This is a genomic window from Kitasatospora sp. NPDC001095 (genome assembly GCF_053598615.1).
In genome coordinates, this window is the sequence record NZ_JBSFKQ010000026.1 from 12,859 (window position 1) to 35,198 (window position 22,340).

The 22,340-nt window shown below is 75.1% G+C and carries 16 protein-coding genes and 1 pseudogene; 5 read left to right on the top strand and 12 right to left on the bottom strand.

All coding sequences use genetic code 11. The features are described 5' to 3' along the window. The first annotated feature begins 92 nt into the window (after window positions 1-92). The gene (locus ACWDBB_RS21445) at window positions 93-818 is read left to right on the top strand and encodes an alpha/beta fold hydrolase (RefSeq protein WP_449791129.1); all 726 of its coding nucleotides are present in this window, start codon (window positions 93-95) and stop codon (window positions 816-818) included. Window positions 819-827: 9 nt separating this feature from the next. Here the strand turns inward: ACWDBB_RS21445 and ACWDBB_RS21450 are convergent, their stop codons facing one another. The 7 genes from ACWDBB_RS21450 to ACWDBB_RS21480 all read right to left on the bottom strand — a co-directional run bounded on the left by ACWDBB_RS21450 (window position 828) and on the right by ACWDBB_RS21480 (window position 11,866). Beyond that, complete coding sequence (locus ACWDBB_RS21450; RefSeq protein WP_449791130.1) at window positions 828-2,648, bottom strand: ABC transporter family substrate-binding protein; 1,821 nt, start codon at window positions 2,646-2,648, stop codon at window positions 828-830. Between the two features lie 93 nt (window positions 2,649-2,741). Next, window positions 2,742-5,288 carry a SpoIIE family protein phosphatase gene (locus tag ACWDBB_RS21455; RefSeq protein ID WP_449791131.1) on the bottom strand — a complete coding sequence of 849 codons (2,547 nt, stop codon included), beginning with the start codon at window positions 5,286-5,288 and terminating at the stop codon, window positions 2,742-2,744. Between the two features lie 282 nt (window positions 5,289-5,570). Beyond that, window positions 5,571-8,333 (bottom strand): SpoIIE family protein phosphatase, encoded by a 2,763-nt coding sequence (locus tag ACWDBB_RS21460; RefSeq protein ID WP_449791132.1) that lies wholly within the window; start codon window positions 8,331-8,333, stop codon window positions 5,571-5,573. A 139-nt stretch (window positions 8,334-8,472) separates the two neighbouring features. Further along, a complete protein-coding gene (locus ACWDBB_RS21465; protein WP_449791133.1) occupies window positions 8,473-8,982 on the bottom strand; it encodes an NUDIX domain-containing protein in 510 nt (169 codons plus the stop codon). An 18-nt stretch (window positions 8,983-9,000) separates the two neighbouring features. Beyond that, the gene (locus ACWDBB_RS21470; protein ID WP_449791134.1) at window positions 9,001-9,192 is read right to left on the bottom strand and encodes an SPOR domain-containing protein; all 192 of its coding nucleotides are present in this window, start codon (window positions 9,190-9,192) and stop codon (window positions 9,001-9,003) included. A gap of 147 nt (window positions 9,193-9,339) precedes the next feature. Then, window positions 9,340-10,770 (bottom strand): DUF4190 domain-containing protein, encoded by a 1,431-nt coding sequence (locus ACWDBB_RS21475; RefSeq protein WP_449791135.1) that lies wholly within the window; start codon window positions 10,768-10,770, stop codon window positions 9,340-9,342. Between the two features lie 277 nt (window positions 10,771-11,047). After that, window positions 11,048-11,866, bottom strand: a complete 819-nt coding sequence (locus ACWDBB_RS21480; RefSeq protein ID WP_449791136.1) for a methyltransferase domain-containing protein — start codon at window positions 11,864-11,866, stop codon at window positions 11,048-11,050. A 164-nt stretch (window positions 11,867-12,030) separates the two neighbouring features. Between ACWDBB_RS21480 and ACWDBB_RS21485 the strand changes: the two are divergent. After that, window positions 12,031-13,172 (top strand): annotated as a pseudogene (locus tag ACWDBB_RS21485) (dihydrofolate reductase family protein). A 76-nt stretch (window positions 13,173-13,248) separates the two neighbouring features. Continuing rightward, entirely contained in the window at window positions 13,249-13,911 is a 663-nt protein-coding gene (locus ACWDBB_RS21490; protein ID WP_449791137.1) for an HAD-IA family hydrolase, read from the top strand. Window positions 13,912-14,187: 276 nt separating this feature from the next. Here ACWDBB_RS21490 and ACWDBB_RS21495 read toward each other — a convergent pair whose 3' ends face one another. The 3 genes from ACWDBB_RS21495 to ACWDBB_RS21505 all read right to left on the bottom strand — a co-directional run bounded on the left by ACWDBB_RS21495 (window position 14,188) and on the right by ACWDBB_RS21505 (window position 18,089). Further along, on the bottom strand, window positions 14,188-16,128 hold the full coding sequence (locus ACWDBB_RS21495; protein ID WP_449791138.1) for an FtsX-like permease family protein: 1,941 nt from the start codon (window positions 16,126-16,128) through the stop codon (window positions 14,188-14,190). 413 nt (window positions 16,129-16,541) lie between these two features. Beyond that, window positions 16,542-17,615: a redox-regulated ATPase YchF gene (ychF, locus tag ACWDBB_RS21500; RefSeq protein WP_449791139.1), complete on the bottom strand. Its 1,074-nt coding sequence runs from the start codon at window positions 17,613-17,615 to the stop codon at window positions 16,542-16,544. A gap of 84 nt (window positions 17,616-17,699) precedes the next feature. Beyond that, on the bottom strand, window positions 17,700-18,089 hold the full coding sequence (locus tag ACWDBB_RS21505) for a glyoxalase (protein WP_449791140.1): 390 nt from the start codon (window positions 18,087-18,089) through the stop codon (window positions 17,700-17,702). A gap of 175 nt (window positions 18,090-18,264) precedes the next feature. Here ACWDBB_RS21505 and ACWDBB_RS21510 point away from each other — a divergent pair, with 175 nt between their 5' ends. Further along, window positions 18,265-18,882 carry a DUF6542 domain-containing protein gene (locus ACWDBB_RS21510; protein ID WP_449791141.1) on the top strand — a complete coding sequence of 206 codons (618 nt, stop codon included), beginning with the start codon at window positions 18,265-18,267 and terminating at the stop codon, window positions 18,880-18,882. Between the two features lie 60 nt (window positions 18,883-18,942). Here the strand turns inward: ACWDBB_RS21510 and ppgK are convergent, their stop codons facing one another. Both ppgK and ACWDBB_RS21520 read right to left on the bottom strand, forming a co-directional pair. Continuing rightward, a complete protein-coding gene (gene ppgK, locus ACWDBB_RS21515) occupies window positions 18,943-19,689 on the bottom strand; it encodes a polyphosphate--glucose phosphotransferase (protein ID WP_449791142.1) in 747 nt (248 codons plus the stop codon). Window positions 19,690-19,843: 154 nt separating this feature from the next. Continuing rightward, window positions 19,844-20,818 carry a 4-hydroxy-3-methylbut-2-enyl diphosphate reductase gene (locus ACWDBB_RS21520; RefSeq protein ID WP_392873704.1) on the bottom strand — a complete coding sequence of 325 codons (975 nt, stop codon included), beginning with the start codon at window positions 20,816-20,818 and terminating at the stop codon, window positions 19,844-19,846. 110 nt (window positions 20,819-20,928) lie between these two features. Between ACWDBB_RS21520 and ACWDBB_RS21525 the strand changes: the two genes are divergently transcribed. Next, window positions 20,929-22,308 (top strand): APC family permease, encoded by a 1,380-nt coding sequence (locus tag ACWDBB_RS21525; RefSeq protein WP_449791143.1) that lies wholly within the window; start codon window positions 20,929-20,931, stop codon window positions 22,306-22,308. Window positions 22,309-22,340: the final 32 nt, after the last annotated feature.

Sequence of the window (22,340 nt, forward strand, 5' to 3'; positions counted from 1 at the left end):
GACAGTCTTCCGTTCGTGATCCGACAGCCCGGGGCCCGGCGGCGCCGGATCGCCGATGTCGAACGCATGCCGGAGCCCGCGGAGGTGGCCCGATGAGTGTCCCGATCGTCCTGGTGCACGGCACCCGCTTCAGCGCGGGGCAGTGGAGCCCGCAGTTGGCGGCGCTGCGGGAGGAGTTCCCGGTGGTGGCCGTCGACCTGCCGGGGCACGGCACCCGACGCGGCGAGCCGTGGAGCCTGACGGCCGCCTGCGCGAGCGTCGCCGCGGGGGTGGAGGAGCTGGGCGGCGGGCCCGCGCTGGTGGTCGGGCACTCGCTGGGCGGGTACGTCGCGCTGGAGTTCGCCCTGCGCAGGCCCGAGCTGCTGCGCGGGCTGGTGCTGGCCGGCGCGAGCGCCGACACCCGGGGGCGCTGGGCGGTCCCGTACCGGGCGGTCGGCGCGCTGGTGCCGCGGGTCCCGGCCGCGCGGCTGTCCCGCTGGAACGACGGGCTGCTGCGCCGGCTCTACCCGGCGCAGGTGGTCGCGGAGACGATCCGCGCCGGGTACGGCTTCGAGGCCCTGCCCGCCGCCTGGGCCTCGGTGCTGGGCCGCTTCGAGCCCGGCGTCCTGCGCCGGGTCGAGGCCCCGGTGCTGATCCTGAACGGGGAGAAGGACCCGGCCTTCCGCTCCGGCGAGCGCGCCTTCGCCGCCGCCCACCCGCACGGGCGGGCCCGGATCGAGCTGGTACCCCGTGCCCGGCACCTCGCCAACTTCGACGCCCCGGAGGCCTTCACCGACGCCCTGCGCCGCTTCGCCCGGGAGCTGCGGCCGCGGGTCTAGTCCTTTGGTCTAGTCCTGCCCGGTCTCCAGTGCGCTCCAGCCCACGTCCTGGAAGCGCGGCCACCCGAAGCCGTACGCGCCCGCGCCGAGCACCCCGGTCCTGACCCCGACCAGCTCCGGCCGCTGGTAGAGCGGCACCGAGTGCCCGAGCTCCCAGATCCGTACGTCCGCCTGCTGGAGCAGGTCCAGCCGGGCCGCCTGGTCCGGCTCGGTGGCCGCCCGCTCGAACAGTCGGTCGATCTCCTCGGTGCCGCTGCGGCCGAAGTTGCCGCCCGGCTCGGGCACCCCGTCGGGGTCGGGCCGGGGCTTGGCGTAGGCGGGGCGCTGTTCGATCGCCGGACTGGGGCCGGCCGGCCAGGTGAGCAGCACGAGGTCGTAGTCCCCGGCGGCCAGGTGCTCCCCGACGAAGGAGTCGGCGGGCGCTGGCACCTGCTGCACCGCGATCCCGGCGTCCGCGAGGCCGGCGGTGAGCGCGTCGGCGGTGCGCTTGGCGGTCGCCGAACCGGCCGGGACGAGCATCGAGAGGGCGAGCGGCTTGCCGCCCTTGGTCCGGGTGCCCCCGCCGCCCGGCCGCGTCCAGCCCGCCTCGTACAGCAGCCGGCCCGGGTCCCCCTGACCGGCCGCTCCGCTGTTGTCCCGGTAGCCCTCCTGGTCGCCCGCGAGCAGGTGGCTGCCCAGCGGCGCGGCGGGCAGGCCGAGCGGGGTGAGCGCGGCGTCGGCGATCCGCTGCCGGTCGACGGCCCGGGTGAGGGCGCGGCGCACCAGCGGGTCGGTCAGCGGGCCACGCGCGGCGTTGAGGGTGAGCTGGGTGAGCGAGGCCGCGGCGGCCCGGTGCACGGTGACGCCGGGCAGCGATTCGGCCCGGTGCAGTGCCAGTGCCGCCGCCTCGGGCGCGGCCGCGGGCGGCGGCGCGACGGAGGGGGAGGCCGAGGCGGCGGTGGCGTCGGCGGCCGGGACCGGGACCGCCCGGTCCACGGCCGCGGTGAGCGGGGCGATGTCCAGCCGGTCCTGGTCCAGCGCGTCCAGCCGCTGCTCGGGCGGCGCGGCGAGGAAGTCGATCCGGTCGGCCTTCGGCGGGTCGCCCCACCAGAGCGGGCTGCGCACCATGCTGACCGTCCCGTCCTCGGCGTCGTACCGGGCGACGGTGTACGGCCCGGCGCTCGGCCCGCCTCCGGTCAGCGGTCGGCCGAACGCGGCCGGGGTGGCCGTCTCGGCGGCCGGGTAGAGCGGGCCGAACAGCGAGCGCCAGTCGGCGTACGGCCGCCGGAAGGTCACCCGCACCTCGGACGGGTCGGCGCCCTGGGTGACCGAGTCGATGGCGTCGTACCCGACCGCCCGCGCGCCCCCGTACGCCGGGTCCAGGCCGGACAGCGCGGTCCGCTGGGCGTCGAGGTCGGCGGCCGAGACCGGGGTGCCGTCGCTCCAGACGGCGTTCGGGTTGAGCCGGTACGTCACCACCTGCGGGCCCGGCCCGGGCGGGGTGGACTCGGCTCCGGCCAGGTAGTCCGGGTCGGGGACGAGCCGGCCGTGCTCGTCGGGCCGGAACAGCGAGGGGTACAGGGCGTGGGCGAGCAGCGCCGAGTCGGCGTTGGCCGCGCCCTGGTAGACGTTCAGCGTGGCCGGGACGCCGTCCACCGCCCAGCGCAGCGTGCCGCCGTCCCGGACGGCGGCGCGGTCGGCGGGCCGGACGTCCCCGGTGGTGGCGGTGGGATCGGCCGGGACGGGCACGGGGGCGGGTGTGTGGGCGGGCCCCGAGTCGTCGGAGCAGCCGCCGAGACCGGCGGCGAGCAGCAGCGCGGCGGCTGCGGCGGTGAGCTGGCGGACGCGCATGGCGGCCATCGAACGCCGCCCGGGGCCCTGGGACCGTGCCGACACGGCGGGCCGCCGGGCGACTGCACCCGTCCGGCCCATCGTTTCCGGCGACTACAGCGCCAGCTCGAACCAGACGATCTTGCCCTTGGGCGTGCGCCGGCTGCCCCAGCGCTCGGCCAGCAGGCTGACCAGCTGCAGGCCGCGCCCGCCCTCGTCGGTCTCCTGGGCGCGCCGCTGCCGGGGCTGGGCGTAGCCGTCGTCCCAGACCTCGCAGACCAGGCCGCGCTCGCGCAGCAGCCGCAGCCGGATCTCGCCCCGGCCGTGCTTGAGCGCGTTGGTGACCAGCTCGCTGACCAGCAGCTCGGTGGTGTCGACCAACTCCTCCAGCCCCCGGGAGAGCAGCCAGCTGCACGCCAGCTCCCGGGCCTTGGCCACCGAGGTGGGCTCGGGCGGCAGGAACCAGTTGCCGACGGCGTCGTCGGGGAAGGCGTGCACCTTGGCCATCAGCAGGGCGATGTCGTCCTCGCCGTGGTGCGGGTTGAGCTCGCCGAGCACGTGGTCGCAGAGGTCCTCCAGCCCCTTGCCCTCGTCGGAGAGCGCGGAGCGGAAGGCCCGCAGGCCCTCGTCCAGCTGGTGCTTGCGGCTCTCCACCAGACCGTCGGTGTAGAGGGCGAGCACGGCGCCGTCCGGGAGGGTCAGCTCGACCTCCTCGAAGGGCTCGCCGCCGACGCCGAGCGGCAGGCCGGGCGGCACGTCGAGCATCCGGGAGCCCTCGCCGGGGCTGAGCAGCACGGGCGGCAGGTGGCCGGCGTTGGCGAAGAGGCAGCGGCGGGTGACGGCGTCGTAGACCGCGTAGACGCAGGTCGCGAGGTAGACCTCGCGGGCCTCCTCGTCGGCGGTCGAGGTGAGCCGCCCGTACGGGGTGGGCGGGCCGGCCGGGACCGAGTCGTCGCCGAGGCCGCGGGCGATCTCGTCCAGGGCGGTGAGCACCTCGGCCGGGTCGAGGTCGAGCATCGCCAGGGTGCGGACGGCGGTGCGCAGTTGGCCCATCGCGACGGCGGCGCGCAGACCGCGGCCCATGACGTCGCCGATGACCAGCGCGGTGCGGTTGCCGGGCAGCGGGATGACGTCGAACCAGTCGCCGCCGACCTCGGTGTTGTTGTTGCTGGGCAGGTAGCGGCAGGCGATCTCCAGGCCGCTGGCGGCCGGGTTGCCCGGGGGCAGCAGGCTGCGCTGGAGGATCAGGGCCCGCTCGTGCTCGCGCCGGTAGAGCCGGGCGTTGTCGATGCAGACGGCGGCGCGGGCGACCAGCTCCTCGGCGATCGCGACGTCGCGGGCGTCGAAGGGCTCGCTGCCGATCGCCCGGGAGAGCTGGACGAGGCCGAGCACCTGGTCGCGGGCGACCAGCGGGACGATCAGGGTGGAGCGCAGCAACGGGTCGCGCCCGGGCTCGGGGACGACGCTGCGGCCGGTGCGCAGCGCCCGGGCGTGCGGGGAGCGGCGCGGGTAGCAGAGGGTGCCGCCGGCCTCGGCGATCGGCAGGCCGGTGACCGAGCCGAGCACCGAGGAGGCGCCGCCGACCACGCTGGAGACGGCGACCCGGCGCAGTTCGCCGCTGCCGTCGGTGAGCACGGTGTCGCCGAGCCGGCCCGCGCTGGGCACGGTCTCGCCGGAGAGCAGCGCGGTGTACAGGTCGACGGTGGCGAGGTCGCAGAACGGCGGGACGACGACGTCCAGCAGCTCCTTGGCGGTGGTCTCCAGGTCGAGCGTGGAGCCGATGTGCGCGCTGGCCTCGTTGAGCAGGGCCAGGTTGCGGCGCACGCCGTCGGCCTCGCGCTCGGCGACGTGTCGGCTGGTGACGTCGGAGACCTGCCCGGCGACGCCCATGGTCTGCCCGGCGGAGCCGTTCAGGCGGTACAGCGAGACGGCCCAGAGCCGGTTGCCCTCGCGGGTCGGGACGGCGCCGTGGAAGCGCAGGTCGAAGACGGGCTCGCCGGTGGCCAGGACCTTGCGCAGGGCGGCGGTGAGCCGGTCGGCCTCGGACTGCGGGAAGAGGTCGTGCGGGGTGAGGCCCTCCAGTTCGGTGGGGACCAGGCCCATCCCGGAGGCGAAGGCGTCGTTGACCCGCTGCAGCCGCAGCCGGTCGTCGAACAGCACGAAGCCGGTGGGCGTCTGCCCGAAGACGGCCTCGGAGGCGGCCAGGTCGGTCTCGATCCGGCGCAGCCGCCCGAGGTCGACGGCCAGACAGGTGGCGCCCGCGGTGGGCAGCGAGCTGTCCGGCATCAGGTAGAGCTCGGCGAGGCCCTCGCCGCCGTCGGCGTCCCGGTACGGGGTGGTGCCGACCCACTCCTCGCCCGCCAGGGTGCGCTCCAGCCGGGCTCGGCCGCGCTGCCAGAGCTCGCGGGGGACGAAGGTGGCGATCGGGTCGGCTCCGACGGCCTCGGCGGCCGGGACGCCGAAGAACTCGGCGGCGCGCTCGCTCCACTGGCTGATCAGCCCGTCGGGGCCGATCGCGAAGGTGGCGACCCTGATGTAGTCGTAGATCGAGCCGGGGTCGTTGGCGCCCCAGGGCCGGTCCCGGTCGGCGGGGCGGTGGCCGCGGCCCGCGCCCGCGCCGTCCCGTACGGGCAGGTGCGCGGACCCGGCCTGTCCGGGCACGGCGGCATGACCGCTGCTGCTCGGCGATGCGCTCCGCGCCGGAGTGCTGTTCAACGGACCGACCCCTCCAACCCGCGACCGTCCGGATGTCGAGAAGACCGAGTATTCATCATCGAGGGGTACGTTCACACGCCCTCAACATCACAACATCAGATCGGGCGAAGGTTTTTGTCCTACCGCCCGCGCAACCACAATGCCACGCTCGCGCCCCCTTCCGGAGCGCGCGCTCCCCCCGAGCGCCCGATGGCATGTTCGACACCGCTCCCCTGCTGTTCGCTCCGATCACGATCCATCCGGCTCACTACCCGGCAGCGCCTGCTCGAACCAGACCACCTTGCCGATGCCCTCGGCCCGGGCGCCCCAGCGCAGTGCCAGCCGGTGGACCAGTTCGATGCCGCGCCCGCCCTCGTCGGCAACGGCCGCGTGCCGCTCCCGGGGCGGGTCGGGCAGCGGGTCGGAGATCTCGGCCAGCAGCGTCTCACCGAGCGTCAGCCGCAGCCCGATGGGGGCGCTGGCGTACCGGACGGCGTTCGTGACCAGCTCGCTGACCAGCAGCTCGGCGATGTCGGTGAGCTCCTCGACGCCCCACTCGAGGAGCGTGGCGCGGACCAGCCGGCGGGCCCGGGAGACGGCGGTGGGCTCGGCCGGGAGGGTCCAGCCCGCCGTCGGGGTGCCGGCCTGGCCGTGGCCGAGCCGGGCCAGCAGCAGGGCGACGTCGTCCGGCTCCCGGCCCTGCTCCATGGTGTCCAGCACCGCCTCGCAGGCGGCCTGGATGGAGGCGTGCGGCTCCTGGAGCACGGTGACCAGCCGGCCGAGGCCGACGTCCAGGTCCTTGTCCCGGGACTCCACCAGGCCGTCGGTGCACAGCGCCAGCAGGCTGCCCTCGGGGATCTTCAGTTCGACCGACTCGAACGGGACTCCGCCCACCCCGAGCGGGGCGCCGGAGGGCAGGTCGAGGATGCGGCCGGCGCCGCCGAGCAGCGGGCCGCCGGTGCGGGTCGGCTCCGCGGCGTCCCTGTCCGGCACCACCAGCACCGGCGGGATGTGGCCGGCCTTGGCGACGGTGAGCCGGGCCGTCGCCGGGTCGAACACCGCGTAGACGCAGGTCGCCAGCAGCGCCTCGTCCGGGCCCTGGGCGAGGTCGTCGGCCAGCTCGTGGACGTGCCGCAGCAGGACGTCCGGCGGCAGGTCGAGGGCGGCCAGCACCCGGACGGCGGTGCGCAGCCGCCCCATCGTGGCGGCGGCCCGCAGGCCGTGGCCCATCACGTCGCCGACCACCAGCGCGGTGCGGTCGCCGGGCAGCGGGATGACGTCGAACCAGTCGCCGCCGACCTCGGTGCCGCTGCTGCCGGGCACGTACCGGTAGGCGACCTCGACGCCGGTGGGCTGCGGGACCTGCTGCGGGAGCAGGGTGCGCTGGAGGGTGAGCGCGGCGGTGCGCTCGCGGGCGTAGAGGCGGGCGTTGTCCAGTGAGCTGCCGGCCCGGTCGGCCAGCTCGACGGTGAAGGCCAGGTCGTCCCGGTCGAAGCCCTCGCGGTAGCCGGCCCGGCTGACCAGCAGCAGGCCGATCACGATGCCGCGGGCGCGCAGTGGCGAGACCAGCATCGAGTGCACGCCGAGGTCCCGGGCGGCCTGCATCTTCGGGTCGCCCGGGTAGGTGACGTCGTCCAGCTGGTCGGCGCCGGAGACCAGCTCGGGCACGCCGGTGCGCAGCACCCGGCCGCAGACGGAGTCCTCGGCGAAGGTGATCCGGGCGCCGCGGCGCAGCATCACCTCCACCTCGGGACCGTCCTGGACGGAGGCGGTGCCGAGCTGGAGCAGGGAGGTGCGCCGGTCGTGGCCGTGCCGGGGCAGGTCGTCACCGTGCGCAACGGCCTGGAGCAGGATCACCGCCGAGTGGTCGGACAGCCGGGGGACGACCGAGCCGGCCAGCTCCTGGGCGATCCGGGAGGCGTCCAGCAGGTCGCCGACCCGGGAGCCGAACTCGTTGAGCAGCGAGAGCCGGCGCCGGGCGTGCTCGACCTTGGCCACCGCCCGGTAACGCTCGGTCACGTCCATCACGGTGCCGGAGATGCCGAGCACCCGGCCGGAGCGGTCGGTCATCCGGCTGTAGGAGATCGAGCGGTAGCCGGCCCGGGTGGTGACCGGGGAGGCCAGGGTGACGTCGATGACCGGCTCGCCGGTGGCCAGTACCTGGCGCTGGATGGCGGTGATCTCGTCGGCCGCCCGCTCCGGCAGGGTCTCGCCGGTGGTCCGGCCGACGTGGTCGTCCGGGGCGACGCCGTTCATCTCGGCGAGGGTCCGGTTGACGGCGGTGTAGCGCAGGTCGGTGTCCATGATGGCGATGCCCAGCGGGGACTGTTCGAACAGTGCGTCGCGCACCGCGAGGTCCCGCTCGACGGCCCGGACGGCAGCCGCCTCGGCCATGCTGACCTGGAGGAACGGGGTGCCGTCGCCGTCCACCAGGAGGGAGATCCGGGCGTCCATGGCGACGGCCAGGCCGTCCCGGTCGAGCAGTTCGGCGTGGCCGGCCCAGCGGCCCTCCCGCAGGGTGGACTGGATCGCGGCCCGGATCCGGGCGACCTGCTCCCGGTCGGGGATCAGCTCGTCGATCCGGCGGCCGACCAGCAGCTCGTTCGGCCAACCGAGCAGTTCCTCGGCGGCCGGGCTCCAGAGCACCACCCGGCCCGCGGTGTCCAGGATCGCGATGGCGACCTTGAGCATGTCCAGCAGGCCCTCGGCTGGCGTGCCGGAGCCCCCCGGGGCGTCGGCGGACCCGCCGGGGAACGGCCGTCCGGGACGGCTGCGCAGGCCGCCGGGCCGGGGAACCGGCTCGGCCACCGCCAGGGTCGGGGTCGGCTGGTGGGGCCGCGCGGCGGCGGGGGTGGCGGTGCCGGCGGCCTCGACGGTGCCGCCGCGGCGGCGGCCGGCCGGAGGCTGGGGGGCGGCAGGACGGGCGGCGCGGCGCAGTCGGGCGCGGGCGGCGGCGCTCCCCGCGGAGCCTGCCCGCCGCTCTCCCCCGCCGCCGTTCCCGGAACTCGACACCGACGGGGCCTCCGGCTCTGGTCGGGATCGGCGTCGCCGGCTGGGGACGGCTCACCGATGGTGACGAATAGTGCCGAAAAGTGACATACCCAGCGACACCCAGGCTATCCCGGCGCCTAGGTCGTCTTGTCCGATTGACCTACCCGGCGGGCGGCGCGTCGCCGACCGCCGACACGCCGTCCACGGCCCGCGCCGGGGCACCCGTGAGCAGCCGTGCGACGTGCGGCAGCACGTCACGGTCATGGTCGATCCAGTCCACGGCGTCCAGCTCCTCCGGGCCCAGCCAGCGCAGCGCGTCGTGGTCCTCCAGTGCGCTCGGCTCGCCGGCCAGCAATTCGGCGGCCCAGAAGTGCAGCTCCAGGCCGGGGCGCACGGCCCACGCGCCCGGCAGCCGGGTCAGCGCGCGCGCCCGGACGCCGAGCTCCTCCAGCAGCTCCCGCTCCAGCGCCTGCGCCTCGGTCTCGCCGGGCTCGGCCTTCCCTCCGGGGAACTCCCACCGGCCGGCCACCGACTCGGGCGCGCTGCGCCGGGCGGCGAGCACCCGGCCGCCGCGCACCAGCGCGCCGCCGACCACGATCCGGGGCGCGGCGGGGGCGGCGGGGGTGTCGGAGCCGTCGGGAGCGGGGTGACTGGCGTGGGTCGCGTCCATGGCCCCGACCCTACGGGTTCAGGCGTTGCGGACCGTCCCGTCCGCCGCGTCCGGCCGGGCCTCCGCGTCCGCTTCGACCCAGTACATCTGCTTGTGGCCGCGGGCCTCGAACTCGGCGGCCAGCCGTCGGGCCTCGGCCGGGTCGAGGCCCTTGGCGACCACGAAGCGGTTGCCGTTGTCGTCCTGCCGCATGACCCGGTGGGTGCCCATGGCGGGAGGGTACCGGGACCATCCCGGGACGGGACGGTCCCCGGCTCGCGTGGGGGTCGGGCCGGGGACGCGCTCACGACCGTACGGTCGGCGGGTTACCGGCGGGTACGGGCGAGGTCAACGCCCGGTAACCGGATAGGCGGCCGCTCAGACCCGCAGGTCGGGTGCCTGCTCGCCGGTCGACAGGCCCAGCCCGCGGCGGATCTCCAGGATCGTCGGGGCCGACCTGGCCTCCGCCGCCCTGGCCCGGCGGAGGTCACCGGCCAGGTCGGTGCCGGAGGCCGCGGCGTCCCAGGCGGCGGCCGCCTGTGCCTTGGCCTCGGCCAGCTTGGCGATCATCGGCTGGACGTCGAGCGGCCAGGCCACCCCCGTCCGGCCCAGCGCCGCTGCCTGGGCCCGGGAGGCGGAGGCCACCCGGCGGGCCCAGGCCCGGTAGTCGGCCTCGGCCTCGGAGACGTCCCGCTCCGGCTCGTCCAGGTAGTCGTCGTTGAAGCTCCGGGCGGCCTCCAGGTAGGCCAGCTGCGGCGCGGTCAGGCGGCTCCGGTCGGTGCGGACCGTCCCCTGGTGCCGGTCCTCGGCGTCCTCGAAGGCGCAGGTGACGTACCGGTCGCCGGCCGCCCAGTTCTTCGCGGTCGGGTAGAGGTAGACGTCGTCCATGCCGTCCGGGACGGCCCACTGGTCGAGCGCGTAGGAGTCCAGCACCGTGCGGCACAGCCGGACGGACATCTTGCGGACCGCGTCCTCGCCCGGGTACGGGCCGGCCTTGTCCAGGAGGTCGGCGGTGCCCGCCACCTCGCCGTGGTGCGGCTTGGCGCAGGCCACCCGGTTCACCCAGTACACCTTCGCGTCGCCGTTCCCGTCGACCGTCGAACCGTCCTCGGGCGAGTCGTAGCAGTCGCCGGCCTTGAGGTCCGACCAGTGCACCGAGCCGGCCGGCGCCTTCGGGACCTGGCCGTAGCGGCCGGCCCGCGCCGAGCTGAAGTCGGCCGCACCGAGCATGAGGGCCAGCAGCACCGTGCCGACCGTGCCCAGCACCAGGCCGGTCACCGCCATGCCGGTGCCGCGCTCCTTGCGGCGGTTGATCTGGACCAGCGCGAGGATGCCGAACACCAGGGCCACCGGGGCCACCAGGAGCAGGCCGGTGACCAGGGAGCCGACGGCGAAACCGTTGGTGGGGGCGGGGCCGGGACCGGGCGCGAACCCCGGGGCGAATCCGGGGAGGGGGGCGCCGGCCGGGACCGGGCCGTGGGTCGGAGCGTACGGGTTGCCCGGCTGGAAGCCGGACTGGGCGGCGGGGGTGACGGAGGCCCAGCCGCCGGCGGGCAGCGGGTGCGGCGGCTGGGGCGGGGCGGCCGACGGCGGGACGGCCTGCGGGGCCGGGGCCGCGGTCGATGCCTCGGTCGGGCCCGGGGCGGTGGCGGGGGCGGTGGCGGTGGGCGGGGTCGCGGGCGGGCCGGCGGAGAGGTCGGGTGCGGCCCAGGGGCCGGCGGGCCGCGCGGGCTCGGCACCGGCCGGGACGGGCTCGGCACCGGACTCGGCGGGCCGTGCGGGCTCGGCGGTGTCCTTGCGGAAGTCCACTCGCGGGTCCTGGCCGGCTGCCGGCGTCTCCGGCGCCGCCGCCGTTTCCGTTCCCGATTCCGTTTCCGCCGCCACCGCAGTCTCCGCCTCCGGCCCCGGGACGGGCGGCTCGGACTCAGGCTTGGACACGTGGACTCCCCACCCCGCCGGAACGGGCATCGGCTCGGCGCTCGGCACCATGGCTCGGACCCGAACGGGCCCGAATCTGAACGGTCGCGCGACTTTACCCGATCTTTCCGAACGTCCGTCCACTCTTTCCGGCCCGCCCTCCCCCGGCTCAGCCGCGGGCCAGGACCTCGCCGTGCAGCATCGAGAACCAGCCGTCCCCGGCGGCGCTCCACTCCCGCCAGCCGTCCGCGATCCGGTCCAGCTCGTCCCGGTCCGCGAGGCCCAGCCCGACGGCCGTCCGGCCCAGCGCGGTGCCCGTCACCCGGTCCGCCCACATCCCGCCCCACCAGGCGCGCTGCTCGGGCGTCGCGAACGTCCAGGTGGAGGCGCTCGCGGTGACCTCGGTGAAACCGGCCGCGCGGGCCCAGGACAGCAGCCGTCGGCCGGCGTCCGGCTCGCCGCCGTTGGCGCGGGCGGCCCGTCGGTACAGCTCCAGCCACCGGTCCAGCGCGGGGACCTCCGGGAACCAGGTCATCGAGGCGTAGTCGACGTCGCGGACCGCGACCACGCCGCCCGGTGCCGTCACCCGCCGCAGCTCGCGCAGCGCGGCCACCGGGTCGGCCACGTGCTGGAGCACCTGGTGGGCGTGCACCACGTCGAACTCACCGTCCCGGTACGGCAGTCGATGGACGTCGGCGCGCTCGAAGACGACGTTGGCCAGGCCCCGCCCGGCGGTGTGTCCGGCGGCCTGCTCCAACACCTCGGCGGAGGTGTCCACGGCCACCACCCGTCCCTGCGGGCCGACCAGCCCGGCCAGGTCCGCGGTGATCGTGCCGGGCCCGCAGCCGACGTCCAACAGGGCCTGCCCGGGCTGCAGTTCGGGCAGCAGGTAGCCGGCCGAGTCGGCGGCGGTGCGGGAGCGGTGCGAGCGCAGCACGGCCTCCTGGTGGCCATGGGTGTAGACGGCGGCGGGCCGCGGTCCGGTCATGAGGTCCCCCCTGGGTGTGGTCGGTCCCGGTACTCCCGACGCTACTCCCAGTCCCGCATCGCGAGAAGATCCGTCTCATATTCCGACCACCAGGGGCCCGGTCCGCCCGACCGGATCCCGGCCGCCGTACCGTGGAGGCGCCCCCGACAGAACGGTCCCCGCCCATGCCCGGCCCGCGCCCCTTCGTCCTGCTGAGCGCCGCCGTCTCGCTCGACGGCCACCTCGACGACGCTTCCCCCGACCGGCTGCTGCTCTCCAACGCCGCCGACTTCGACCGGGTCGACGAGGAGCGCGCCGCCGCCGACGCGATCCTGGTCGGCGGCAACACCCTGCGCGTCGACAACCCCCGGCTGCTGGTCGACGACCCGGGGCGCCGGGAGGCCCGGCTGGCGGCGGGCCGGCCCGAGTACCCGCTGAAGGTGACCCTCAGCGCGAGCGGCGACCTTGACGCCGGCCTGCGGTTCTGGCACACCGGCGGCGCCCGGCTCGCGTACACCACGGACTGCGGGGCGGCGGCGCTCCGGCCCCGGCTGGACGGGCTGGCCGAGGTGGTCGCGCTGGGCGAGACGGTGGACCTCGGCGCGGTGCTGGACGACCTGGGCGCCCGCGGGGTGCGCCGGCTGATGGTCGAGGGCGGCGGGGGCGTGCACACCCAGTTCCTGGCCCGGGGCCTGGCGGACGAACTCCAGCTGGCCGTCGCCCCGCTGCTGGTCGGTCAGGCCGAGGCGCCGCGGTTCGTCCGTCCGGCCGCGTTCCCGGGCGGGCCGACCCGGCGGATGCGGCTGCTGGAGGCACGTACCGTGGGCGACGTCGTCCTGCTCAGGTACGCCCCGAAGGAGCCCGCGCCGTGACCCAGTCCGCGTCCACCGACCTCGACCACCTGCGCCGGGCCGTCGAGCTCTCCCGCCGCTGCCCGCCGTCGGAGACGGCCTTCTCGGTCGGCGCGGTGATCGTCGGCGCCGACGGCACGGTACTGGCGGAGGGCTACAGCCGGGAGACGGACCCGCACGACCACGCCGAGGAGGCGGCCCTGGCCAAGCTCCCGGCGGGCGATCCGCGGCTGCGGGGGGCGACCGTCTACAGCTCACTGGAGCCCTGCGGGCAGCGCGCCTCGCGGCCGGTGCCGTGCGCCCGGCTGCTCGTCGCGGCGGGCGTGCCGCGGGTGGTGGTCGCCTGGCGCGAGCCGGACCTGTTCGTCACCGACTGCCAGGGCACCGCACTGCTGACGGCGGCCGGGGTCGAGGTGGTGGAGCTGCCGGAGCCGGCCGAGGAGGCCCGGGCGGTCAACGCCCACCTGCTCGGCTGACTTTTTGTATCATTTCGAAACAAAGAGCTCGCGTCCTCCGGCTCTCCCGTCGCCGCACTCCCCGAGGAGCCGCCCCGTGCCCGCCACCCCCGTCCGCCTGACCGCCCGCGCCGTCCTCCTCGACATGGACGGGACGCTCGTCGACTCCGACGCCGTGGTCGAGCGCTGCTGGAGCCGCTGGGCCGGGCGGCACGGCCTGGACCCGGCCGAGGTGCTCGCCGTCGCCCACGGCCGCCAGGGCCACGCGACCATGGCCGCCCTACTGCCCGAGCGCCCGGCCGAACTCAACCTGGCCGACAACGAGCGGATGCTCGACGAGGAGCGCGCCGACACCGAGGGCGTCGTGCCGGTGCCCGGCGCCGCCGCCTTCCTCGCCTCGCTGGCCGGGCTCCCGCACGCCCTGGTCACCTCCGCCGACCAGCCGCTCGCCCGGGTCCGGATGGCCGCCGCCGGCCTGCCGCTGCCGCCCGTCCTGATCACCGCCGAGTCCGTCGGCGCGAGCAAGCCCGACCCCGAGGGCTTCCTCAAGGGCGCCGCCGCCCTCGGCTTCGCCCCCGCCGACTGCCTCGCCTTCGAGGACTCCGGCGCCGGCATCGCCGCCGCCAGGGCCGCCGGCGTCCGCGTCATCGGCATCGGCCCGCGCGCCCTCCCCCACCACCCGGACGCCCACGCCGACACCCTCACCGCCGTCACCGTCACCACCACCCCCGACGGCCTCCTCACCGCCACGGTCGCCTGACCCCGGCAACGCCGTACCGGTCCGGGTACGGACCGGTACGGGTACGCGCCCGGCCGTCGAGTCGGTCCGCAGCGTCCGGGCGCACCCGGCCGAGGCCTCACGGCAGCCGGACGCGGCGGCGTGCTCCAGCAGGATCCGGGTGCACGGGTCGAGCAGGGCGAGGACTCCGAGCACCAGGGCGACCGCCGCGTCGCAGCCGAGCAGCAGGGTCCTGCGCTCGTAGCGGTCCGCGAGCACGCCGGCCGGCAGTCGGGCGAGCACGATGCCCAGGGACCCTCATGCCAGCCTCCTGGCGAACTGCCGTTGGACGCCGGACATCGGATGGGCCGTCATGACCGCGGGGACGGCCACCGCCAGAGCCGCGGCGACGGTCACGCCCACGGTCCAGGGCACGTCGAAGGCCGGCATCGCACCGGTGCCCAGGACCAGGGCCAACGGGACCAGGCAGACGATCGCCGTGACGGCGGCGAGGGCCGTACCGACGATCGTCACCCCCGCGGCCTCGTACACCACGCAGCGCAGCATCTGGAACCGGCCGAGGCCCAGGGCCCGCAGGTGCGCTCGTTGCGCCCGCCGGTCGCGCTGGGCGAGGGAGCTGGTGTTGGCGGCGGCCAACAGCGCATAGCCCGCGACGACGGCCACGATGAGCCGGACGGCCAGGTCGTCGGCGGCGCTGCGCGGGCTGAGGTCGGCGAGGTGGTCGGCGCGGGAGGCGACCTTCTGGCCCTGCGCGCGCGGCCAGCTGTCCGTGCCGCCGGTGAGCAGGATCCGATCGGCGCGGGCGGACGGCGTGTGTTCCAGCGCCGTCGACCGCGCAATCACCAACTCCGGGAAGGCCAGGTCCCGTTCGTAGACGGCGGCCAGGGTCAGCGGCTGCGAGGAGCCGTCCGCCAGGACGAACGTCACCTCCTGGCCCAGGCGCCAGTGGTGCCCGTCGGTCTGCATGGCACCGGCGGCGAAGGTGCCCTGCCGCAGGTCGGAGATGCTGCCTTCCCGCACCTTGAGGTCCAGGACCTGGGCCAGGGGGCCGCCGTCGGCCCCCCACGCGCTGGTGGCCGCCGGCTGGTCGTCGTACCAGGTGGGCGGAGGCGTGACCTCGGTGGCCACCAGCGGGACCGCCGTCCCGCCGGGGACCGGCGGCGCCGCGACCGGGAGCCGGGCCCCGGGCTCGGCCGTGACGACCGCCGCCGCGCGCAGGCCCTCCTCCGCCTGCCGGTGCTTCGCCTGCCCGATGGTGGCCCCGGCCCCGAGCAACGACACGGCGATGCCCACCGACAGGAGCACCGGCACCGCCATCGCCGTCGTCCGCGCGGGTGTGGCCCGCAGGCCCACGGCGGCGAGGCGGCCCACCCGGCGGTCGAACAGGCGCATCAGCACGGTGGCCGGACGGATGAGCGGCGGCACGATCCAGGGAGCCAGCACGGCCAGCACGGGGATCACCACCAGCGCGACGCCTGGTGCCATCGCGGCGCGGAGCGTCGCGGGCAGGTCCGTGAAGGCCATGACGAACAGCAGTGGGGCGCACAGGGTCGCCAGCAGCAGGCCGGTCACCAGGCGCGCCGTGCGCCGGGACCAGGCCACGGACAGCTCCGCGTCCCGCAACAGGGTGCCGGGGCTGACCCGTCCCGCGGCCAGCACGCTCGCCAGGGCCGCGAGCACCCCCACGCCCGCCGTGGCGAGGCAGACGGCCACCGCCGTCCACACCGTCCGGTCCGTTGCGGGAAGCGAGGCCTCCGCCGGGAACAGCCCGCGGTCCAGGAGGACGCTCCGGCCGAGTCCCGCCAGCGGAACCATGCCCAGGGCCGCGCCCACCGCCGCCGAGACCAGGCCGAGCCGCGCGACGTCGAAGGCGACGAGCCCGCGCAACCGGTTCGCGCCGACCCCCAGGGCGCGCAGCACGGCGAACTGGGAGAGCCGTTGGCCCGTCCACAGCGAGACGGTGGATCCGATGACCATCACCGCGCACATCAGCAGCATGGACATCAGGAGTGACAGGAGGTTCCGCGCGTCCTGCGCGGCGGCCCAGGCCGCCGAGTCCTTCTCGTACTCCGGGAGGCCGGCCCCGATGAAGAGCAGCGCGCCGGCGCCCAGCCCGGCGGCCGTCACGGCGCATGCCAGGGCCGCGGCCACCACTCTGCCGGGGTAGGCCCGGACCTCGGCGGCGAACAGCCGGCGCATGCTCGTCGGACCGGCGGGAGGGCTGGAAGGCGCGGACACGTTTGCTGACCTCCATCGGAGCGTGAGCCGGAACGAGCCGGGGAGGCCGCACTGACCGCGGCCTCCCCGAACTCGCCTCTTTGGAACGGGTCTTGCCCCATTATCGGCACCTCAGTGGCACACGACATGTTCACGGTACTGATCGGGGCCTCGACCACGATCTCCTCGTCCAGCTCCTGCAGAGCGAGAACGTTCAGCATGCGAAGTCACCTCCCCACAGCGACCGTCACCACGCGTCCGCCTCGTCACCAGGAGAAGGCTGGTGGCCGCGGCTTGACCCTGGGGGGGCAGCAGCGGGCCGAATCCCGGCACCAAGTCAGCACGGGCATGGAAGCGGGCCTTGCCTCAGAAGAGGCAAGGCCCGCTTGACCTGCACACTTGACAGATCACATCAACTCAAAGCAATCAGACGATCACACGTTGAAGCGGAACTCCACGACGTCGCCGTCCTGCATGACGTACTCCTTGCCCTCGATGCGGGCCTTGCCCTTGGAGCGGGCCTCGGCGATGGAGCCGGTCTCGACCAGGTCGGCGAAGGAGATGACCTCGGCCTTGATGAAGCCCTTCTGGAAGTCGGTGTGGATGACTCCGGCGGCCTCGGGGGCGGTGGCGCCCTTCTTGATGGTCCAGGCGCGGGCTTCCTTCGGGCCGGCCGTCAGGTAGGTCTGGAGGCCGAGGGTGTCGAAGCCGACCCGGGCGAGGGTGGCGAGGCCGGGCTCCTCCTGGCCCATGGACTGGAGCAGCTCCAGGGCCTCGGCGTCGTCCAGCTCGATCAGCTCGGACTCGATCTTGGCGTTGAGGAAGATCGCCTCGGCCGGGGCGACCAGCTGGCGCTGGGCGTTCTTGAAGTCCTCGTCGGCCAGCTCGTCCTCGTCCACGTTGAAGACGTAGAGGAAGGGCTTGGCGGTCAGCAGGTGGAGCTCGCGGATCGGGGCGGTGTCGAAACCCGCCTCGAAGAGGGTCTTGCCGGTCTCCAGGATCGCCTGCGCGGCCTCGGCGGCGGCCAGCACGGGGGCGGTGTCCTTCTTGAGGCGCGCCTCCTTCTGGAGTCGCGGCAGGACCTTCTCGATGGTCTGGAGGTCGGCCAGGATCAGCTCGGTGTGGATGGTCTCGATGTCGTCCTTGGGCGACACCTTGCCGTCCACGTGCACCACGTCCGGGTCGGTGAAGGCGCGCACTACCTGGCAGATCGCGTCCGACTCGCGGATGTTGGCGAGGAACTTGTTGCCCAGGCCCTCACCCTCGCTGGCGCCGCGCACGATGCCGGCGATGTCGACGAAGTCGACGGTCGCCGGGAGGATGCGCTGGGAGCCGAAGATCTCGGCGAGCTTGGTCAGCCGCTCGTCCGGGACGCCGACCACGCCGACGTTCGGCTCGATGGTGGCGAACGGGTAGTTGGCCGCCAGCACGTCGTTCTTGGTCAGGGCGTTGAACAGGGTCGACTTGCCGACGTTCGGCAGGCCGACGATTCCGATCGTGAGCGACATGAAGCGCAGTCCCGTGGGCTTGGAGGAGTTGGGTCGGCACCGTACGGGCCGACCCCCAAGTCTACGGGCAGCCTCCGCCGCGCCTCACTCCTCGGTCGCAGCCGCCCTGGGCTCCAGGAACTCCAGCCGGTTGCCCAGCGCGTCGTCGGCGTAGAAGCGCCGGTGGCCGGGCAGGTTGTCGTCCCAGGCCACCGGGTGGCCGTGCGCGGTGAGGCGGTCGGCGAGCGCGTCCAGCGAGCGGACCAGGATCCCCGGGTGCCCCTTGCGGGACGGGCGGAAGTCCGGGGTCACGCCCAGGTGCACCTCGACGCCGCCGCCCCGGAACCAGCAGCCTCCCCGGGCGGCCGGCACCGGCGGCTTCGGCAGTTCGGCCATGCCGAGCACGCCGGACCAGAACGCCCGGCACTCGTCCTCGGCGCCGGCCGGGATGTCGAGCTGGACGTGATCGAACCGTTCGAACGTGAAATCGGTCATGTTGTCCCCCCGCGGGAAGCCCGTGTACGGATCCGGTGGTCATCGCTCGTCGGCTCGTCCGAGCAGGTCAGCCGACCTGAACGACGATCACATCACTACTCCGCCCAAAGACACGGGGCAAGACCTGAACGGTCCATTACACAGTGTGGCGATGATCGGACCGTACGTTGGGCGGGTGGAGCAGAGCATCCGTACCCAGCCGCCAGGGCCCAGACGCCGTCCGCCGACCGGCCGGGCCGCAGCCGCCGTCCCCGGCCCGGGCCGGGCCCCCGAGAGCGCCGGGGCCCCCGCCGGGCGCGGCTCCCGGCCGCGCCCGGCGGCCACCGAGAGCCCGGCCGGCCCCCGGCTGCGCCTGCGCGTGCCGCTGGGCGGGCAGCGCGGCGACGAACCGTCTGACGGGCGGCGGCGCACCGGCCGGCGGGCCCGGCTGACGGCCGTCGGCACCGGGGTGGTCGCCGTCCTGGCGACGCTCGCGGTGGCCGGCGTGGACCGGCTGCTGTTCGACGGCCTGGGCTGGGTGTTCGGCCTCGGCTACCTGGCGGTCTGCTTCCAGCTGGCCGTCCGGGTGCGCTACGTCGACCTGCTGGCCGCACCGATCAGCGGGCCGATCGCCTTCGCCCTCGCGCTGCTGCTGCTCGAACCGGTGAGCTCCCCGGGCGTCACCGCCCAGGTGGTCTCGCTGGCGACCGGGCTGGCGCTGCGGGCCGGCTGGCTGTTCTCCGGCACCGGGCTGGCCGCGCTGATCGTGCTCGCGCGGTTCGTCGCCCAGCGCCGGATCCACCGCTCCCGCTGACGCCGCCCTCCCGCGAGGCCTGAGCCGAGGACCGAGTGCCGAGCCCGGGGCCCGGCCCGCTCAGCCCTCCGCCCGGGCCGCCGCCATGGCGGCCCCGACGATGCCCGCGTCGTTGCGCAGCTCCGCCGGCACCACGCGCGCCTCGCGGTCCCTCAGCAGCGGCAGGAACCTCTCGTGCTTGCGGCTCACCCCGCCGCCGATCACGATCAGGTGCGGCGAGAACAGCCTCTCCACCAGGTCCAGGTAGTCGTCCACCCGCCCGGCCCACTGCTCCCAGTTCAGCCCGTGCCGATCCTTGGCGGCCGAGGAGGCCCGGCGCTCGGCGTCCTTGCCGCGCAGCTCCAGGTGGCCCAGCTCGGTGTTGGGCACCAGCGTGCCGTCCACGAACAGGGCGCTGCCGATGCCGGTGCCGAAGGTGAGCACCAGGACCACGCCCGGCTCGCCCCGGCCGGCGCCGTGCGTCAGCTCGGCCAGGCCGGCCGCGTCCGCGTCGTTCAGGACGGTCGCGGGCATCCCCAGTGCCTCGCGGAAGAGACCCGCCGCGTCCAGGTCGATCCAGCCCTTGTCCACGTTGGCCGCCGTTCTGGTGCGGCCGTCGACCACCACGCCGGGGAAGGTCAGCCCGACCGGGCCGTGGTGGTCGAAGTGGCGGACCACCTCGCAGACGGCGGCGACCACGGCCTCGGGCGCGGACGGCTGCGGGGTGAGCACCTTGTGGCGCTCCTCGACGAGCACGCCCCGGGCGAGGTCGACGGGCGCCCCCTTGATCCCCGAGCCGCCGATGTCCACGCCGAATACCGCCGTCATCACGTCCGCCCTCCGCCGTCGGCCGCGGACCGGGCCGGTCCGCGGCCGGTGGATTGTCCACAGCCCTGTGCACAAAGCTACGAGAGCGCGCCGGGGCGTGCACAGCGGAAGGCCCGGCGCCCCGAGTCGGGGGTGCCGGGCCTTCCGGGTGGGGTCAGAGCTTGCCCGCCGCCTCGGCGCGCAGGTCGCGGCGCAGTTCCTTGGGCAGCGAGAAGGTCAGGTGCTCCTCGGCGGTCTTGACCGTCTCGACCGTGTCGTAACCGCGCGCGGCCAGGAACTCCAGCACGCCGTCGACCAGGATCTCCGGCACCGAGGCGCCGCTGGTCAGGCCGACCGTGGTGACGCCCTCCAGCCACTCCTCGCGGATCTCCTCGGCGAAGTCCACCAGGTGGGCGGCCTTGGCGCCGTACTCCAGGCCGACCTCGACCAGGCGGACGGAGTTGGAGGAGTTCCTGGAGCCGACCACGATCAGCAGGTCGGTCTCCGCGGCCAGCTGCTTGACCGCGACCTGGCGGTTCTGGGTGGCGTAGCAGATGTCGTCGCTGGGCGGGCTGACCAGCGCGGGGAAGCGCTTCTTCAGCTCGCCGACGGTGGCCATGGTCTCGTCCACGGACAGGGTGGTCTGGGACAGCCAGACGACCTTGGACTCGTCCCGGACCCGCACGTTGGCGACGTCCTCGGCACCGTCCACCAGGTGGATCCGGTCCGGGGCCTCGCCCATGGTGCCGATGACCTCCTCGTGGCCCTCGTGGCCCACCAGCAGGATGTCGAAGCCCTCGTCGGCGAAGCGCACGGCCTCCTTGTGCACCTTGGTGACGAGCGGGCAGGTCGCGTCGATGGTGGCGAGCTTCCCGGCCCGCGCCTCGTCGTGGACGGACGGTGCGACGCCGTGCGCGGAGAAGACGACGATCGCGCCCTGCGGCACCTCCTCCGTCTCGTCGACGAAGATCGCGCCCTTCTTCTCCAGGGTCTGCACCACGTACTTGTTGTGGACGATCTGCTTGCGGACGTAGATGGGCGCCCCGTACTGCTCCAGGGCCTTCTCCACGGCGATCACGGCGCGGTCGACTCCCGCGCAGTAGCCCCGGGGGGCGGCGAGCAGGACACGGCGCTGCGCGGTCTTGGACATGGCTCCATCGTACGGGCGGTGGCGGGTCGTGCCGCCCCGGCCGGGGAGCCGCGCCAACAGTGGACGCTTTCCGTGCGGACTCGGTCGATACCGCTCAAAATGTGGTGTCTATGAGCTCTGTGAGCGAGCGGGCAACGCCGAGCGGCCTGCGCCGCAGCCTGGGCGTGCGCGATCTGATGGTCTACGGCCTGCTGTTCATCGCCCCGATGGCCCCGGTCGGCGTGTTCGGCGTGCTGGACGCCAGGAGCCACGGCGCCGTCGCCGCCGTGTACCTGGCCGCGACGGTGGCGATGGGCTTCACCGCCTTCTCGTACGCCGAGATGGTGCGCGCGGTGCCGCAGACCGGCTCGGTGTTCGCCTACGCGCGGGCCGGCCTGGGCGAGGGCCCGGGCTTCGTCGCCGGGTGGATGGCGATGCTCGACTACCTCCTGATCCCCGCAGTGGCCTACCTGTTCTCCGGGATCGCGCTGAACTCCCTGGTGCCGGACGTCTCCCGCTGGGTCTGGACGGCGCTCGCGGTGGTGGTGACCACCGCGCTCAACCTGGTCGGGGTGCGGACGGCGGCGGCGGTCGGGTTCGCGGTGCTCGCGATGGAGATCGCGGTGCTGCTGGTGTTCACAACCGCGGCCGTGGTGGCGCTGGTCCAGGACGGCCCCCGGCGCGGTTGGGACACCCCGTTCACCGCCGTCGGGGCGTTCTCGCCGACCGCGGTGATCTCGGCGGTGTCCGTCGCGGTGCTCTCCTACCTGGGCTTCGACGCGATCGCCACCTTCGTGGAGGAGGCGGTCGGCGCGTCCGCGGCGGTGGCCAGGGCGGTGCTCTGGTGCCTGGCGCTGGCCGGGGTGCTGTTCGTCGTCCAGACCTACCTGGCGGCGCTGCTGGAGCCGACCGGCCCGCAGCAGCTCGCGGCGGACCCGGCGGCCCAGGGCTCGGCCTTCTACGACACCGTGGAGAGCGGGGTCGGGCACTGGCTGCACGTGCTGGTGGCGGCCAGCAAGGCGATCGGCGCGGCCTTCGCCGCCCTGGCCGGGCAGGCCGCGGCCGGCCGGCTGGTCTTCGCGATGGCCCGGGACGGCCGGCTGCCGCGGACGCTCGGCTCGGTCGACCCGGCCAGCGCGGTGCCGCGCCGGGCGCTGCTGACGGCCGCGGTGATCACGATGGCGGCGGCGGTCTGGGCGGCCGACCGGGACGACGGGCTGGACCAGCTCACCTCGGTGGTGAACGTGGGCGCGCTGACCGCCTTCGCGCTGCTGCACGCCTCGGTGATCGGCTGGTACGCGGTGCGGCACCGCTCGCGGCGGTGGCTGCGGCACCTGGTCGTGCCGGTACTGGGGATCGCGGTGATCGGGGCGGTGGTGTACGAGGCCTCGTCCACCGCGCAGCTGGTCGGGCTGGTCTGGCTGGCGGTCGGCCTGGCGGTGCTCGCCGTCCAGGGGGCGAGCGGCCGAAGCGGCGGCCCCGGCCGGGCCGGCGGGCGCCGACGGCCGTAGACGCGGCTGTCGCCGTTGCGGCGGACGTAGCC